The sequence below is a fragment of the Methylobacterium sp. Gmos1 genome (genome assembly GCF_053764715.1).
The window spans coordinates 37,359-52,928 of record NZ_JBSNCC010000029.1; the positions used below are offsets into that span (position 1 = coordinate 37,359).

At 70.9% G+C, this 15,570-nt stretch carries 16 protein-coding genes and 1 rRNA gene; 8 read left to right on the forward strand and 9 right to left on the reverse strand.

The window, feature by feature from the left end; translation table 11 throughout:
- The 3 genes from rimO to ACS5PV_RS30265 form a co-directional block, all read right to left on the reverse strand.
- Nucleotides 1–1,317, reverse strand: a complete 1,317-nt coding sequence (rimO, locus tag ACS5PV_RS30255; protein WP_455399035.1) for a 30S ribosomal protein S12 methylthiotransferase RimO — start codon at nt 1,315–1,317, stop codon at nt 1–3.
- Nucleotides 1,318–1,828: 511 nt separating this feature from the next.
- Nucleotides 1,829–2,422, reverse strand: a complete 594-nt coding sequence (gene grpE / locus ACS5PV_RS30260) for a nucleotide exchange factor GrpE (RefSeq protein WP_455399052.1) — start codon at nt 2,420–2,422, stop codon at nt 1,829–1,831.
- A gap of 58 nt (nt 2,423–2,480) precedes the next feature.
- Nucleotides 2,481–5,321 carry a [protein-PII] uridylyltransferase gene (locus tag ACS5PV_RS30265; protein ID WP_455399036.1) on the reverse strand — a complete coding sequence of 947 codons (2,841 nt, stop codon included), beginning with the start codon at nt 5,319–5,321 and terminating at the stop codon, nt 2,481–2,483.
- Between the two features lie 238 nt (nt 5,322–5,559).
- Between ACS5PV_RS30265 and ACS5PV_RS30270 the strand changes: the two genes are divergently transcribed.
- The 4 genes from ACS5PV_RS30270 (at nt 5,560) to ACS5PV_RS30285 (ending at nt 8,937) form a co-directional block, all read left to right on the forward strand.
- Complete coding sequence (locus ACS5PV_RS30270; protein ID WP_455399037.1) at nt 5,560–6,531, forward strand: aliphatic sulfonate ABC transporter substrate-binding protein; 972 nt, start codon at nt 5,560–5,562, stop codon at nt 6,529–6,531.
- Between the two features lie 5 nt (nt 6,532–6,536).
- Nucleotides 6,537–7,349 (forward strand): ABC transporter permease, encoded by an 813-nt coding sequence (locus ACS5PV_RS30275; protein WP_455399038.1) that lies wholly within the window; start codon nt 6,537–6,539, stop codon nt 7,347–7,349.
- A gap of 232 nt (nt 7,350–7,581) precedes the next feature.
- Nucleotides 7,582–8,364, forward strand: coding sequence for an ABC transporter ATP-binding protein (locus ACS5PV_RS30280; RefSeq protein WP_455399039.1), 783 nt, complete (start codon nt 7,582–7,584; stop codon nt 8,362–8,364).
- Nucleotides 8,365–8,427: 63 nt separating this feature from the next.
- The gene (locus ACS5PV_RS30285) at nt 8,428–8,937 is read left to right on the forward strand and encodes an OsmC family protein (protein WP_455399040.1); all 510 of its coding nucleotides are present in this window, start codon (nt 8,428–8,430) and stop codon (nt 8,935–8,937) included.
- Nucleotides 8,938–9,009: 72 nt separating this feature from the next.
- Here the strand turns inward: ACS5PV_RS30285 and ACS5PV_RS30290 are convergent, their stop codons facing one another.
- The 5 genes from ACS5PV_RS30290 to ACS5PV_RS30310 all read right to left on the reverse strand — a co-directional run bounded on the left by ACS5PV_RS30290 (nt 9,010) and on the right by ACS5PV_RS30310 (nt 12,420).
- Entirely contained in the window at nt 9,010–9,213 is a 204-nt protein-coding gene (locus ACS5PV_RS30290; protein WP_455399041.1) for a hypothetical protein, read from the reverse strand.
- Nucleotides 9,214–9,334: 121 nt separating this feature from the next.
- Nucleotides 9,335–10,117 (reverse strand): ABC transporter ATP-binding protein, encoded by a 783-nt coding sequence (locus ACS5PV_RS30295; RefSeq protein WP_455399042.1) that lies wholly within the window; start codon nt 10,115–10,117, stop codon nt 9,335–9,337.
- A 14-nt stretch (nt 10,118–10,131) separates the two neighbouring features.
- A complete protein-coding gene (locus ACS5PV_RS30300) occupies nt 10,132–10,842 on the reverse strand; it encodes an ABC transporter permease (RefSeq protein WP_455399043.1) in 711 nt (236 codons plus the stop codon).
- Nucleotides 10,839–11,543 carry an ABC transporter permease gene (locus ACS5PV_RS30305; RefSeq protein ID WP_455399044.1) on the reverse strand — a complete coding sequence of 235 codons (705 nt, stop codon included), beginning with the start codon at nt 11,541–11,543 and terminating at the stop codon, nt 10,839–10,841. Before ACS5PV_RS30305 ends, ACS5PV_RS30300 begins: the two co-directional genes overlap by 4 nt.
- A gap of 22 nt (nt 11,544–11,565) precedes the next feature.
- Nucleotides 11,566–12,420: a transporter substrate-binding domain-containing protein gene (locus ACS5PV_RS30310; RefSeq protein ID WP_455399045.1), complete on the reverse strand. Its 855-nt coding sequence runs from the start codon at nt 12,418–12,420 to the stop codon at nt 11,566–11,568.
- Between the two features lie 276 nt (nt 12,421–12,696).
- Between ACS5PV_RS30310 and ACS5PV_RS30315 the strand changes: the two genes are divergently transcribed.
- The 4 genes from ACS5PV_RS30315 to ACS5PV_RS30330 all read left to right on the forward strand — a co-directional run bounded on the left by ACS5PV_RS30315 (nt 12,697) and on the right by ACS5PV_RS30330 (nt 15,312).
- On the forward strand, nt 12,697–13,197 hold the full coding sequence (locus ACS5PV_RS30315) for a GNAT family N-acetyltransferase (protein ID WP_455399046.1): 501 nt from the start codon (nt 12,697–12,699) through the stop codon (nt 13,195–13,197).
- 383 nt (nt 13,198–13,580) lie between these two features.
- Nucleotides 13,581–13,976 (forward strand): carboxymuconolactone decarboxylase family protein, encoded by a 396-nt coding sequence (locus tag ACS5PV_RS30320; RefSeq protein ID WP_455399047.1) that lies wholly within the window; start codon nt 13,581–13,583, stop codon nt 13,974–13,976.
- A 17-nt stretch (nt 13,977–13,993) separates the two neighbouring features.
- On the forward strand, nt 13,994–14,893 hold the full coding sequence (locus ACS5PV_RS30325) for an NAD(P)-dependent oxidoreductase (protein ID WP_455399048.1): 900 nt from the start codon (nt 13,994–13,996) through the stop codon (nt 14,891–14,893).
- On the forward strand, nt 14,890–15,312 hold the full coding sequence (locus ACS5PV_RS30330; protein ID WP_455399049.1) for a group III truncated hemoglobin: 423 nt from the start codon (nt 14,890–14,892) through the stop codon (nt 15,310–15,312). The genes ACS5PV_RS30325 and ACS5PV_RS30330 overlap by 4 nt, the downstream gene beginning before the upstream one ends.
- Nucleotides 15,313–15,472: 160 nt before the next feature.
- Here ACS5PV_RS30330 and rrf read toward each other — a convergent pair.
- A 5S ribosomal RNA gene (gene rrf / locus ACS5PV_RS30335) occupies nt 15,473–15,570 on the reverse strand; the annotation flags it as partial.

Genomic DNA, 15,570 nt, shown 5'->3' on the forward strand with positions numbered 1-15,570 from the left:
CTACACCGCCACCCCGTGCAGGTCGTAGGCGTCCGCCGACTCGATCTTCACCGTCACGATATCCCCCACCCGGACCGGGCGACGGAAGGCGACGTGGACGTTGCCGTCGATCTCGGGCGCGTCGTACTTCGAGCGGCCCTTGGCGACCGTCGGGCCGGCGGCGTCGATGATCACCGGCAGGCGCTTGCCGACCTTGGCCTTCTGGAGCTTGAGCGAGACCGCCTGCTGCGTCTCCATGAACCGGCGCTGTCGCTCGGCCTTGACCGCGTCCGGCACCGCTGCCGCCACTTCGTTGGCGGGCGCGCCGCGCACCGGCTCGTACTGGAAGCAGCCGACGCGCTCGAGCTTGGCTTCCTTGAGCCAGGTCAGCAGCTCCTCGAACTCCTCGTCGGTCTCGCCGGGGAAGCCGACGATGAAGGTCGAGCGGATGGCCAGATCCGGGCAGGTGGTGCGCCAGGAGCGGATGCGCTCCAGCATCTTCTCCTGGTTGCCCGGGCGGCGCATGCGCTTCAATACCGTCGGGCTCGCGTGCTGGAGCGGCATGTCGAGGTAGGGCAGCACCTTGCCCTCGGCCATCAGCGGGATGACCTCGTCGACGTGCGGGTAGGGATAGACGTAGTGCAGGCGCACCCAGGCGCCGAGCTCGCCGAGCGCCGCGGCGAGGTCGTAGAAGCGGGCCCGTACCTCGCGGTCGCGCCACTGGCTCGTGGCGTAGCGGGTGTCGATGCCGTAGGCGCTGGTGTCCTGCGAGACGACGAGCAGCTCCTTGACGCCGGCCTTCACCAGCTTCTCGGCCTCGCGCAGGACATCCGCCGCCGGGCGGCTGACGAGGTCGCCGCGCAGCTGCGGGATGATGCAGAAGGTGCAGCGGTTGTTGCAGCCCTCGGAGATCTTTAGGTAGGCGTAGTGCCGCGGCGTCAGCTTGACGCCCTGCGGCGGCACCAGGTCGAGGAACGGGTCGTGCGCCGGGGGCACCGCCTCGTGGACCGCCGCGACCACCGATTCGTAGGCCTGCGGCCCGGTGACCGCGAGCAGGTTCGGATATTTTTCGCGTATTTCCTCGGGCTGGGCGCCCATGCAGCCGGTGACGATCACCCGGCCGTTCTCCGCCATGGCGTCGCCGATCGCCTGGAGCGACTCGGCCTTGGCCGAATCGAGGAAGCCGCAGGTGTTGACGATCACCACGTCGGCGCCGTCGTGCTTGCGCGCCAGCTCGTAGCCCTCGGCCCGCAGATGGGTGAGGATGCGCTCGGAATCGACCAGGGCCTTGGGACAGCCGAGCGACACGAAGGAGATCTTGGGGGCGGGTGCGTTCATGGCGGGCAGGTATCGGCAGGATGCGGCGCCGGCCCACGGCCGAGGTGGCAGCGAGCGGGATCAAGCATTTAGGGAAGGGTGCTGGGGCAGCGCTCTAGCACAGGGCAGGGCGGGCGTCACGGGGCTGGAACGGACGGCATCCTGCATCGTCCCGGGCGAGCGCTCGCTTGCGGCGGCGGATCTGGCGGGCGCGGAGGCGGTGCTCGTGACGAATTCCCTGCCGCTCGTCGCGCCGGTTCGCAACCATGCCACCGCCGGGCATCCGGTGGTGCGGCGTTGCAGGCGGCCCTGTCGGCGGAGATCGCGCGGGCCTGCGGGATGACGCCGGTTGCCACGCTGCAAGCGCGAAGCACTCATGCGCGATACGGGAGAGGGAACGACGCTTCCGGAAAGGTCGCGAGCGTGTCGACGGGCGCCATCTGGATCGGTGTCCCGCTGCGCCTGCCCCGCAGGCCACCCTCCCCCGCAGAGGGGGGAGGGGTTCGGCGGTGCATCGGACCGAGCCGCGCGCTCAGCCTTCCGCCGGCTTCGCCTCGGCCTTCGGGCCGCCCTTGGCCACGCCCACCAGGGCCGGGCGCAGGACGCGCTCGCCGATGACGTAGCCCGACTGCACCACCTGCACGACCGTGCCGGCGGTGACGTCGGGGTTGGGCACCTCGAACATCGCCTGGTGCAGGTTGGGGTCGAAGCGCTGGCCCTGCGGGTCGACCCGCTTCACGCCGTGGCGCTCCAGGGTCTTCAGCAGGTCGCGCTCGGTCAGCTCGATCCCGTCGACCAGCGCCTTGAGCGCGCCCTCGGCGCTGGCGCGGGCATCGGCCGGCACGCTCTCGAGGGCACGGCGGACGTTGTCGGCGGCGTTGAGCATGTCGCGGGCGAAGTTCGTCACCGCGTAGGTGCGGGCATCCGCCACCTCGCGCTCGGTGCGCCGGCGCAGGTTCTCCATGTCGGCCAGCGTGCGCAGCAGCTTGTCCTTGAGGTCGAGCTTCTCGGCCTCGAGCGCGGCGAGCGCGTCGGCCTGCGCGGCCTCCGGCGCGGAGGCGGGAGCGCCCTCGGCAGCCTCGGGCTCGTAAGCCCGCGCGGCGTTCTCCGTGTCGTTCGGCGTCATCGTCATTCCAAGAAGGGGTCCGGGAGTGACCCCGATATCAGGTGGACGGCCGGCGAAATCAAGCTTTGCCGGCGGCCGGGACCGGCCGGCCCGGTTCGTCCTTGGGCGAGCCCTTGGCTCCGCCGCGGCGACCGCGCTCGCCCCAGGGCAGGTCGGCCTCGAACACCGCCATCACGGCCCGTCGGATCGTCGCCTGCCGGTCGGGCTGCGTCACCTTGGTGCCGGTGAGGTCGGTGACGTAGAACACGTCGACCGCCCGCTCGCCGAAGGTCGCGACGTGGGCCGAGGTGATGTTGAGGTTGAGCCGCCCGAGCGCCGAGGTGAGGTCGAACAGGAGGCCCGGCCGGTCGAGGCCGGAGATCTCCAGCACCGTCTCGCGGGCCGACAGCGCGTTGTCGATCGACAGGTCCGGGGCGACCTGGAAGGTGCGCGGCCGGTCCTTCACCGGGTGCTTGTCGGCGACGAGGTCGGCGATGCGGATCTCGCCCTTCAGCGCCCGCTCGATCGCCGTGGCGATGCGGCCGGTCCGGCGCAGCTCGTCCTCGTCGCGCTCGAAGGCCCGCGACAGGGTGATGGTGTCGAGGACGAAGCCGTCGGCGGTGGTGAAGATCTGCGCATCCACGATGTTGCCGCCGGACGCCGCGCAGGCCCCGGTGAGGATCGCGAGCAGGCGCGGGTGGTCGGGGGAGTAGACGCAAAGCTCGGTGACCCCGCGCGAGGGGTCGGTCTCGAAGGCCGTGGCGACGGTGTTGCCGGCCGCAGCGGCCTCCCGGATGAAGGTGGCGTTCTTGAGCTGGCGCCCGGCATCGACCTTGAGCCAGTAATGCGGATAGTGCCGGGCGGCGTAGGCGTCGAACTCCTCGGCCGACCAGTCGGTCAGCTGCTCGCGCAGGCGCATCTGGATCAGCCGGACGCGGTCGGTGCGCGGGATCTCCGAGCGCCCGCCCGACAGGACCATCTCGGTCTCGTAGTAGAGGGTGCGCAGCAGCGTCGCCTTCCAGGCGGTCCAGGTGCCGGGCCCCACCGCCTTGATGTCGGCGATGGTGAGGATCAGGAGCAGCTTCAGCCGCTCCAGGCTCTGCACCACGCCCGCGAAGGTCTCGATGGTCTTCGGGTCCGACAGGTCGCGGCTCTGGGCCGTCATCGACATCAGCAGGTGGTGCTCGATGAGCCAGGCGACGGTGCTGGTCTCGGCGGCGTCGAGCCCGAAGCGCGGCCCGAGCTTGCGCGCCACCGCCGCGCCGGCGATCGAGTGGTCGTCCTTCCGGCCCTTGGCGATGTCGTGCAGGAACATCGCCACGTAGAGGGCGCGGCGGTTCTGGATCGTGCCGACGATGCGGTGGGCGACCGGGTGCTCGTCCTCGAGTTCCCCCGCCTCGATCTTGCCGAGCACCCCGAGCGAGCGGATCAGGTGCTCGTCCACCGTGAAGTGGTGGTACATGTTGAACTGCATCATCGCGACGATGCGGCCGAAATCCGGCACGAAGCGCCCGAGCACTCCGGTCTCGTTCATGTGCCGCAGCACGGTCTCCGGTGCGTTCTGCGAGGTCAGCAGCTCCAGGAACAGCCGGTTGGCCTCCGGATCGACCCGTACCATCGGGCCGATCAGGCTTAAGGACCGCGTCGCGAGCCGGCTGGCGTCGGGATGGATCGCGAGGTCGTGCCGGTCGGAGAGCCAGAACAGCCGGATCAGGTTGACCGGATCGCGCTCGAAGGCGCCGTCGTCGCGCAGGTCGAGCCGGCCGGTATGGATGCGGAAATCGTCGGCCTCCAGGTCAGGCGCGCGGAAATGCTGCTTGAAGCGGCGCAGCCAGCGGTCGAGCACCGGCGGGCGCTTGGCGTGGCGCGCCTCCATCTCGGCGCAGACGATGGCGGTGAGGTCGCCGACGTCCTTGGCGATCAGGAAGTACGACTTCATGAACCGCTCGACCGCCGCGAGGCCGCCGCGGGCGCCGTAATCCAGCCGCTCGGCGATGCGCGGCTGCAGCCCGAAGGACAGCCGCTCCTCCGCCCGCCCGGTGACGAAGTGCATGTGGCAGCGCACGCGCCACAGGAACTCGTCGCAGCGCTGGAACAGCCGGAACTCGTCCGGCGTGAACAGGCCGGCCTCGACCAGGTCCTCGGCCTCCTTCACCCTGAAGGTGTACTTGGCGATCCAGAACAGGGTGTTGAGGTCGCGCAAGCCCCCCTTGCCGTCCTTGACGTTGGGCTCGACGAGGTAGCGCGAGGCGCCGCTCTTCTGCACCCGTGCGTCGCGCTCCTTGAGCTTGGCCTCGACGAACTCGGCCGCCGTGCCTTGCACCACCTCGCGGTCGAAGCGGGTCTCCAGTTCGTCGAACAGCGCCCGGTCGCCGAACAGGAAGCGCGATTCGAGGAGGGCGGTGCGGATCGTCATGTCGCCGCGGCCCTCGCGCAGGCAGTCGGCGACCGAGCGGGTGGCGTGGCCGACCTTCAGCTTGAGGTCCCACAGGACGTAGAGCATCGCCTCGACGACGCTCTCGCTCCAGGCGGTCTGCTTGTAGGGCAGGAGGAACAGGAGATCGATGTCGGAGCCCGGGGCCAGCAGGCCGCGGCCGTAGCCGCCAGTCGCCACCACGGCGATCTGCTCGGCCGCGGTCGGGTTGTCGGAGCGGTAGAGGCGCTTCACCACCGCGTCGTAGATCGCCCGGATCACCGCATCCATCTGGGCGCAGATCAGCCCGGCGCAGGCATGGCCGTCGCGCTCGGCGAGCAGCCGCCGCTCGGCTTCCGCCCGGCCCGCCTCGATGATGCGGCGCAGCTCCGGCACCAGCCGCTCGCGCAGGCGCGTCGGGTCGCTCAGGGACTGGTCGATGCCGGCGAGCAGCGCCTTGAGGGCGGCGTCGGTGTCGGACGGGTCGATGGCGTCGATGTCGGGCATGGCAGCCGGGTTCGTGAAGGGGGCGCGGCCGGGTCCCGTCGCGGTCTCACGTCTGTTTCGCATCACGGCCGGCGGAAAGCCAACGCTTCCGCGCATCCCACAGGCGCCCACAGGCCGCACCGTTCGATACAAAGGCTAATCCGCTTCATCGACCGCATTGTTTGACACTCCGAACGGCGCGCCCTAGCTTCGCGATCGGCCGACCACGATCGATTGTCCGGCCAGCCAGGGAGAAACGATGCGCATCCACCGCCGCGCGCTGATCGCAGCGACCCTCGGGGCCGCCGGCCTCGCCGCCATTCCGCCGGCGCTGGCGCAATCGGCCAAGGAGGTGCGCCTTGACTGGGCGACCTACAACCCGGTCAGCCTCGTCCTGAAGGACAAGGGCCTGCTGGAGAAGGCGCTGGCGCCGCAGGGGATCACGGTGCGCTGGGTCCAGTCGCTCGGCTCGAACAAGGCGCTCGAATTCCTCAATGCCGGCTCGATCGACATCGGCTCGACCGCCGGCGCCGCGGCGCTGCTGGCGCGGATCAACGGCAACCCGATCAAGGCGGTCTACGCCTTCTCGCGCCCGGAATGGACCGCGCTGGTGACCCGGCCGAATACCGGGATCAGCGCGGTGGGTGACCTGAAGGGCCGCCGCGTCGCCGTCACCCGCGGCACCGACCCGCACATCTTCCTGATCCGGTCGTTGCGCGCCGCCGGCCTGACCGAGCGCGACGTGAAGCTCGTGCTGCTCCAGCACCCGGACGGGCGCACGGCGCTCGATCGCGGCGACGTCGATGCCTGGGCCGGCCTCGACCCGATCATGGCGGCGGCCGAGATCGAGAACGGCGACGTGCTCTTCCACCGCGACGCGGCGGCCAACACCTGGGGCGTGCTCAACGTCCGCGAGGATTTCGCCAAGCAGAACCCGGACCTCACCCGCGCGGTGCTGGCGGCCTACGAGGAGGCGCGACAGCTCGCCCTCGACAACCCGCAGGAGCTGAGGCGCGTCCTGGTGGCGGCGACGAAGCTGCCCGAGCCCGTGGTGGCGCGCCAGCTCGAGCGCACCGACCTGACGCAGCCGGTCATCGGCAAGCGCCAGGCCGAGACGATCCTGGATGCCGGCAACGCGCTCCTCGATGCCGGGGTGATCCCGGCCGGCACCGATGTCGGCGCCGCGGTCGAGGCCCTGATCGATCCGCGCTTCGGGCCGGCGGCCCGTTGAGGGCGGTGGAGGCCGGTCCGCTGCCCGCCGCGCCGGCGCGGGCGTTCCGGCTGCCCGGCGGGCGGTGGCTCACCGGGCTCGCCCTGCCGCTCGTGCTCGCCCTCGGCTGGGAGGCCGCGGTGCGGGCCGGGCTGGCGCAGGGGCGGCTGGTGCCCCCGCCGAGTCGGGTGCTCGCCACCCTGTGGGGGTTGGCGGCGAGCGGCGAATTGTCGATCCACGTGCTCGCGAGCCTCACCCGGGTCGCGGCCGGGTTCGGCTTCGGGGCGCTCGCCGGGATCGTGGTCGGGGCGCTCACCGGCACCCTGCCGCTCGTGCGGCGCCTCGTCGATCCGAGCCTCCAGGCCCTGCGGGCGATCCCCTCGATCGCCTGGGTGCCCTTGTTCATCCTGTGGTTCGGCATCTTCGAGGCCTCGAAGATCACCTTGATCGCGGTCGGGGTGTTCTTCCCGGTCTATCTCGGGGTGGCGGGCGCCATCGCGGGGGTCGACCGCAAGCTGGTCGAGGTCGGCCGGGTCTTTCGACTCTCGCGCCTGGATCTCGCCCGGCGCATCCTGCTGCCGGCGGTGCTGCCCGCGACGCTGGTGGCCCTGCGCACGGGCCTCGGCCTCGGCTTCATGTTCGTGGCGGCAGCGGAACTGCTCGGTGCCTCGGAGGGCCTCGGCTACCTCCTCCTCGACGGCCAGCAACTCGGCAAGCCGGACCAGATCGTCGCGGCGATCCTGGCCTTCGCAGGCCTGGGCAAGCTCTGCGACGCGGTGCTCGTCGGGCTGACCTCGCCCCTGGCGCGCTGGCAGGATACGGCGCGGGACACGCTCTGAGGTCTGAGCATGAAAGTCCGTTCGACGTGATAGACCCGTTGACTCCTACCCTCGACCTCATCCTGAGGTGTCAGTCGATCGCAGATCGACTGACCTCGAAGGAGGGCTCCAGAAGTCTCGGTGATCCCTGGAGCCCTCCTTCGAGGCTCGTTTCACTCGCACCTCAGGATAAGGTCGCGAGCAGAAGAGACGACATCCTCGCGATGCTACCGCTGCGGGATGGGCAGGCGCCATGCTAATCCTCGATCGCCTGTCGAAGACCTATGCCGACGGCACGCGGGCGCTCGCCGACGTCTCGCTGAGCGTCCGGGCCGGCGAGATCGTGGCGCTGATCGGCGGCTCGGGCTGCGGCAAGACCACCTTGCTCCGCCTGATCGCCGGGCTAGACCGGGCGACCTCCGGCGGTATCAGCCTCGACGGCGAGGGAATCGCGGCGCCGCATCCGGGCGTCGGCATCGTCTTCCAGGAGCCGCGGCTCCTGCCCTGGCTCAGCGTCGCCGACAATGTCGCCTTCGGCCTCGCCGACCTGCCGCGATCCGAGCGCCGGGCCCGGGTCGCGCACGCGCTCGATCGCGTCGGCCTCGCCGAGCATGCCGGGCGCTGGCCCCGCGACCTGTCGGGCGGCCAGCAGCAAAGGGTGGCGATCGCCCGCGCCTTCGTCGCGGCCCCGAAGGTGCTCCTCCTCGACGAGCCGTTCTCGGCCCTCGACGCGCTGACCCGGGCCGGGCTGCACCGCCACCTGCTGAGCCTCTGGGAGGAGAGCCGGCCGACCGTGCTCCTCGTCACCCACGACGTCGCGGAAGCCGTGGCGCTCGCCGACCGGGCCGTGGTGCTGCGGCCGAAGCCCGGCCGGATCGACGACACGATCCCGCTGCCCCTGAGCCGCCCGCGCCAGCCGTCGGCCCCGGGCAGCGAGGCCGCCGCCCGCACCATCCTGGCGAGCCTCGACCGCTCGCTGCGCCCGGAGGGCGAGGCCGATCGCCAAAAGCCCGACGCGTCCGCCCTGTGGTGGTGAACCCCTGGCGAGGGGCGGGGATCGGATGCTAAGCCGTTCGCCCATAAACAGGGAGGATACCCGATGGACGCCACCGAACTGCGCTCGCTCCAGGCCCCGATCAAGGACCGCTACCGGGGTGATCCGGACGCGGCGGTCGTCACCCTGAAGGCGCAGGGCTCGCTCGACGACGGCGGCATCGCCTGCAAGGTCGAGACCGGCCGGGCGCTGGCGGTGGCGGGCCTGCACCCGGCGAGCGGCGGCTCGGGCGCCGAGCTCTGCTCCGGCGACATGCTGCTCGAAGCCCTCGTCGCCTGCGCCGGCGTGACGCTGAAGGCGGTGGCGACCGCGCTCGAGATTCCCCTGCGCAAGGGCGTGGTCAAGGCCGAGGGCGATCTCGACTTCCGCGGCACCCTCGGCGTCGACAAGGGCGCGCCGGTGGGCTTCCGGTCGATCCGGCTGCGCTTCGAGGTCGACACCGACGCGCCGCAGGAGAAGCTGGACCAGCTGCTGAAGCTGACTGAGCGCTACTGCGTGGTGTTCCAGACCATCAACCAGAAGCCGCAGCTGGACGTGGTAATGGCGCGGGGGTGAAAGGGCATAATCCTTCGCTCGACATCCCTATCGCGAGCTTCGGACGGGCATCCATGTCGGATGGCCGTCTACCTACGTCAATGGCATCGCCATCGCGACCTTCGCCGTCGGCTGCCTTGCTCCGTTGATCGCCGCGGGCGGCACCATCCGCGACTTCGATCCAGGATTGGCGACCGGGGTCATGCATTTCCGGATCAACGCCTCCGGCGCCTCGCTCGTGATCTCGTTGGTTTGCTTCTTCACCAGCGGGTTCCTACATTGGATAGCCAGACGCATGCTCCGGAGCCTCCTATGACGAGCTACCTGCCCCTGCTCGCGCTTCTCGTGGTTCCCGTCGGCGCCTTGACCCTCGCCAGCTGGGCCTTCTGGCTCACGAATCGGGCTGACTGACCCGGCCTCACTCCCCCCGCGCCAAAAACTGCCGGAACCGCTCCGACCGCGGCGCGGAGAACACCTGCTCGGAGGGCCCATCCTCCAGGATCCGGCCCTCGTGCAGAAAGACGACCCGGTGGGCGACGTCGCGGGCGAAGGCCATCTCGTGGGTGACGACCAGCATGGTGCGGCCTTCCTCGGCCAGCGCCCGCATCACCCGTAAGACCTCGGCAACCCGCTCGGGGTCGAGGGCCGAGGTCGGCTCGTCGAAGAGCAGCACCCGCGGGTGCATGGCGAGGGCGCGGGCGATGGCGGCGCGCTGCTGCTGGCCGCCGGAGAGATGGGCCGGGTAGTGGTCGCGCTTGTCGGCGATGCCGACCTTGGCGAGCAGTTCCTCGGCCTCGGCGACGCATTCGGGCTTCTTGCGTCCCAGCACGTGGACCGGCGCCTCGATCACGTTCTCCAGGACCGTGCGGTGGGACCAGAGGTTGAAGCTCTGGAACACCATGCCGACCCGGGCGCGGATGCGGTCGACTTGGCCGCGATCCGCCGGGACCCGGCCGCCGCGGCGCGCGCGCCAGGCCACCGCCTCGTCGCCGACCACCACCTCGCCGGCCTCCGGCACCTCCAGGAGGTTGATGCAGCGCAAGAGCGTCGACTTGCCGGAGCCGGAGGAGCCGAGGATCGCCACCACCTCGCCCTCGCGGGCCGAGAGCGAGACGCCGCGCAGGACCTCGAGGCGGCCGAAATGCTTGTGCAGGTCGCGGACCGCGACGGCCTCGGGACGGGTGGGCGAGGGGGCCAGCATGGCGGGTTCCGAAGTCAGGCGGGATGGGCTACCGGGCGCGGGCGCAGGTCCGGCGACAGCCGGGCCTCGGCGAGCCGCAAGGCGCCGATGATCACGAAGGTGAGGGCGAGGTAGAATCCGCCGGCGCAGACGAAGACCTCCAGCGCCCGGAAGCTCTGGGCGATCAGCTTCTGGGCGATGCCGGTGATCTCCATGAGCGTGATGGTGGAGGCGAGCGAGGTCGCCTTGACCACCGAGATCACCTCGTTGCCGTAGGCCGGCAGGGCCTGGCGGGTGGCGAGCGGCAGGGTCACGCGGCGAAACAGCAGGAGCCGCGGCATGCCGCAGGCGCGGCCCGCCACGAGCGCCCCGTGCGGCACCGAGAGGACCGCGCCGCGGAAGATCTCCGCCGTGTAGGCGCCGGTGTTCAGCGCCAGCGCGAGCAGCGCGCACCAGTACGGTTCGCGGAAGAAGGTCCACAGGCCCCAGGCCTGGAGCGTCGGACGGAACTGGCCGAGGCCGTAATAGATCAGGAAGATCTGCACGAGCAGCGGCGTGCCTCGAAACACGAAGATGTAGAGGCGGGCGAGCCAGTCGGCGGGCGCGACGCTCGACAGCCGGCCCCAGGCCGCGAGCGCCGCCAGCACGCCGCCGAGCGCTACCGAGCCTGCGGTGAGGCTCAAGGTCAGCGGCAGGCCGCCGAGCAGGGACCGGATAGTGGAGCCGAGAAAGTCAAGGTCGATCATCGCGCGCCCCGGCGGGCATGGGCCTCGGCCCTGGCGAAGCCCCAGGTCGAGAGCGAGGTGATGGCGAGGTAGAGGGCGGCGGCCGCGAGGTAGAAGGTGAAGGGCTGGCGGGTCGAGCCGGCGCCGACCTGGGCCTGGCGCAGCAACTCGACGAGGCCCGTCACCGAGACCAGCGCCGAATCCTTGAGCAGGATCTGCCAGACGTTGCCGAGACCGGGCAGGGCGTCGCGGGCGACGAGGGGCGCCACGACCCGGCGCAGGATCAGCCCGCGATGCATGCCGACGGCGCGGGCCGCCTCGACCTGCCCGCGGTCGAGGGCGAGGTAGGCGCCGCGAAAGACCTCGGCCTGGTAGGCGCCCGAGATGATCCCGAGCGCCGCGACGCCGACCCCGAAGGCCGGCACCCCGACGAAGCCGGTGGCGCCGAACAGCCCGGCGACGGAGCCGAGCGCCGCGCTGCCGCCGAAATACAGGAGGTAGATCACGAGCAGGTCCGGCACGCCGCGCAGGAGCGTCGTGTAGCCGTCGGCCAGCGCTCGCAAGGGGAGGAGGCCGGAGAGCTTGGCGCCCGCCGCCAGCCCGCCGAGCACGGCCCCGAGCAGGAAGCCGCACAGGGCGAGGGCGAGGGTCGTACCGGCGGCGAGGAGCAGCGCGCCGCCCCAGCCGCCGGGTCCGAAACCGAGAAGGGTGAAGGCGCTCACGCGGATCTCTTCGTCCTGTTCGTCAGCCCTGCGGGGTCAGGTCGGCCTTGAACCACTTGAGCGAGAGCTTCTTCAGGGTGCCGTCGGCGACCACCGCGTCGATGCCCTCGTCGAGCCGCGCCTTCAGCTTCGCCTCGCCCTTGCGCAGGCCCATCGCCACGCCGCGGCCGAGGATGCCGCCGCGGAAACGCGGTCCTGCCAGCATCACCGTGTCGGCGAATTCCGGCTTCTCGGCGGTCGCCCGCAGGGGGGCGTCGTTGGCGAAGATCGCGTCGATGCGGCCGGCGGCGAGGTCGAGGTCGTGCTGCTCGGTGGTCTTGTACTCGCGCACCTCGATCGTGCCCTTGAGGTACTTGTCCATGAAGGCGGCGTGGATGGTCGAGACCTGGACGCCGACGGTCTTGCCCTTGAGGAGCGGCTTAATCGTGTCGAGCGCCTTCTGCGCCTCGGCCTCGTCCGCCAGGCTGAACTTTTGGCCGCCGAGCGGGAGCTTGGCCAGCGGCCCGTTGCGGTCGACCGCGAAGCCCGAGGAATCGCCGCTGTAGGGCTTGGTGAAGTCCACCACCTTCAGGCGCGCGTCGGTGATGGTCATGCCCGACATGATCGCGTCGAACTTCTTGGCGTTCAGCCCCGGCACCACGCCGTCCCAGTCCTGGGCGACGAACTCGCACTTGAGCTTGGCGCGGGCGCAGATCTCGCGGCCGAGCTCGATCTCGTAGCCGTCGAGGGTGCCGTCGGGCTTGGTGAAGTTGTAGGGCGCGTAGGCGCCCTCGGTGGCGATCCGGACCGTTGCCGGCACCGTGTCCTCGGCCCGGGCCGCCCCGGCGGATCCGAGCGCGAGGGAGAGGACGAGGGCGAGAGCAGACCTGATTCTCATTGTGGCGTCGTTCCCGGACCTTTGAGGCGTTCCATGCCCAGCTAACCCGCAAGGCATACCCGAAGGCAAGCGCCGGGTGCCGACGATGATGCGAGCGGCGTGCCAAGAGCGGCTGGCACCGCCAGAGCGGTTTGCACTCACAGCCCCGCGCTGCTATGGCGCCCCCGCGGGCGAGGCGCCCGCCTGGAGACGAGCGATGGCCCCGAGGGCAGAGGCGCGACGACGGATCGGCTGACCGATCCGCCCATCCTACGACGCCTGCCTCAGAGTGTGCCCGTGACCACGCTTCCCCTCGTCATCCGGCCCGAGACCCCGCGCGACAACGACGCCATCGAGCGCCTGCACGAGCGCGCCTTCGGCCCTGGCCGCTACGCCCGCACCGCCTTCCGGCTGCGGGAGGGGGTGCCGCACCTCTCCGATCTTTCGTTCACGGCGCTCGTCGGCACGCTGCTCGTCGGCTCGGTGCGGGTCTCGCCGGCCCGGGCGGGATCGAGCCCGCTCCTGGTGCTCGGCCCCCTGACGGTCGATCCGGCCTTCGGCAGCCGCGGCATCGGCGGCGCCCTGATGCGCGCCTCCCTCGACGCTGCTCGCGCCAGCGGACACGGCTTGGTCATCCTGGTCGGGGACGCACCGTACTATGCCCGCTTCGGCTTCCGCGTGGTGCCGCCGCGCAAGCTCACCCTGCCGGGGCCGGTCGATCCGGGCCGGTTCCTCGTCCTGGAGCTGCGCGAGGGAGCCCTGGCGCAGGCGGGGGGGAGCGTCGTCGGGAGCGCTTGAGGCGGCGCCGGAACTCGCCGCGCCGACGCGCAGTCGCGGGCGAGGGTTGCGAGAACGCCCTCGTCCCAACTCGCTCTCTGCATCCGCGCCTCGGCGTGAACGGGAATCCTTCGCCGGATTCCGGCGCCGCGAGCCGGGAGTTCTGCGTCGTCGCATGGCGATAGTGCGCAATGCAGCCTCGGTGTGGATGACGGCGCCGTGCTCGCAAGAAGCGGAAGCGGGGGCTGTCCTACGGTTTCCGCCATCGGTGGCGTGACAGCATTGCCCGGCGGGACCGCGGCGCGGTGCCGGAGCGCCGGCGCCGGATTTCGCCGCCGGCCCCGTCGATCTCCACCCCGTTGCCTGTTACCGTTCCGGGAAACAGACGCGCCAGGGAGGTCCAGATGGCCGAGAGCGAGCTTTTCGAGAAGGGACTCGCGGTCCGCCGGGAGGTGCTCGGAGCGGACTACGTCGACGGCAGCCTCGCCAAAGCCGACGACTTCCTGATGGCGTTCCAGCGCATCACGACGGAGTGGTGCTGGGGCTATGCCTGGACGCGCGAGGGGCTCGACCGCAGGACGCGCTCGATGCTCAATCTGGCGATGCTGACCGCCCTGGCGAAGCCCGCGGAGCTCAAGCTGCACGTCAAGGGCGCGCTCGCCAATGGCGTCAGCGTCGAGGAGATCAAGGAGATCCTGCTCCACGCCACCGTCTATTGCGGCATCCCGTCCGGGCTCGAGGCGTTCAAGGCCGCACACGAAGTCCTGAAGGCCGAGGGCGCCCTCTCCGACAAGGCGTGACGGTGGAGGACAACATCATGAACCTCGACCCGTCATCCGCCCGCGTCGCCTTCCTGGGCCTCGGCAAGATGGGGCTGCCGATGGCGTGCCGCCTCGTCGCGGCGGGCTGGACCGTGGTCGGGTTCGATCCGTCTTCGGCCGCCGCCGCGGCCTTCGCGGCGGCGGGAGGCCGGGCCGCGTCCTCGGCGCAGGCGGCGGCGGAGGGGGCCGGCGTCGTCGTGACGATGCTGCCGGATGGCGGGGCGGTGCGTGCCGTCCTCTCCGGCCCGGAGGGCATCGCGACGCACCTCGCCCCGGGGACGATCGTGATCGACATGAGCTCGTCGGCCCCGGTCGGCACCCGCGATCTTGCCCGCGAGCTGGCCGGCCGGGGCCTCGTCCTCGTCGACGCGCCGGTCTCGGGCGGGGTGAAGCGCGCCATCGACGGGACACTGGCCATCATGGTCGGCGGCGGCCACGCCGACAGGGTGCGGCCGCTCCTCGAAGCCCTGGGCACCTCGCTCTTCGAGACCGGCCCTGTCGGCTCCGGGCACGCCATGAAGGCGCTCAACAACTACGTCTCCGCGGCGGGCCTCGTCGCCGCCTGCGAGGCGTTGCACATCGGCGCCAGCTTCGGCCTCGACCCCGCGCTGATGACGGACATCCTCAACGTCTCGACGGGCCGCAACAATTCCACTGACGTCAAGCTGAAGCCCTACGTGATCCCGAAATCCTACACCTCGGGCTTCTCGATGGCGCTGATGGCCAAGGACCTGCGCACCGCGGACGACCTCGCGCGCCACGAGGGCGTCCCGGCGCCCCTGTCGCGGACGATCGCGGCCCTGTGGCAGGACGCCCTCGAGGATCTCGGGGCGGACGCCGACCACACCGCGATCGACGCGTTCCTGGCGGCGCTGCCGGCCCGGGCGACGGAATGACGGAGAGCACGGCCCACCGCATCCTGGACGACAGCAGCCTCGGTCCTTTCCTGGCGGCCTTCTACGCGTGTGTGCGCCGCGACCCGCTCCTCGGCCCGGTCTTCGCCGCCGCGATTCCCGATGCGGAGTGGCCGGGGCACATGGAGAGGATCGAGGCGTTCTGGTCGTCGGTGCTGTTCCGGACCGGTCGCTACAAGGGCAATCCGTTCGGTCGGCACCAGGCCCTCGGCGTCCTCCGGCCGGAGCATTTCGCCCGCTGGCTCGACCTGTTCCGGGAGACGGCGATGGCGCACTTCGCTCCCGAGGATGCGGCCCTCCTGCGGGAACGGGCCGAGCGGGTCGGCGACAGCCTCAAGGCCGGGTTGTTCTTTCGCCCGGAGGGTGTGGAGGTATTCCGGCCGGATAAGTCGGACGGGTGAAGCCTGTGTCTTGGCAGTGGAGCGGGGGATCCCCCCTGCCGTCCAAGCCAAAGCAGCTTGAGAGGGCAGGCGGCCAAGCTACGACGCAACGAAGCCCGCCAGGATGTCCTGGCGGGCTTCGTCGTGAGGGCGTGACGAGGGAATGTGACGTGCTTGGCAGGTCTGGCGGTGACCGACTCTCCCGTGTCTTGAGACACAGTACCATAGGCGCTGGGGCGGTTAACGGCCGAGTTCGAGATGGGATCGGGTTCTGATCAC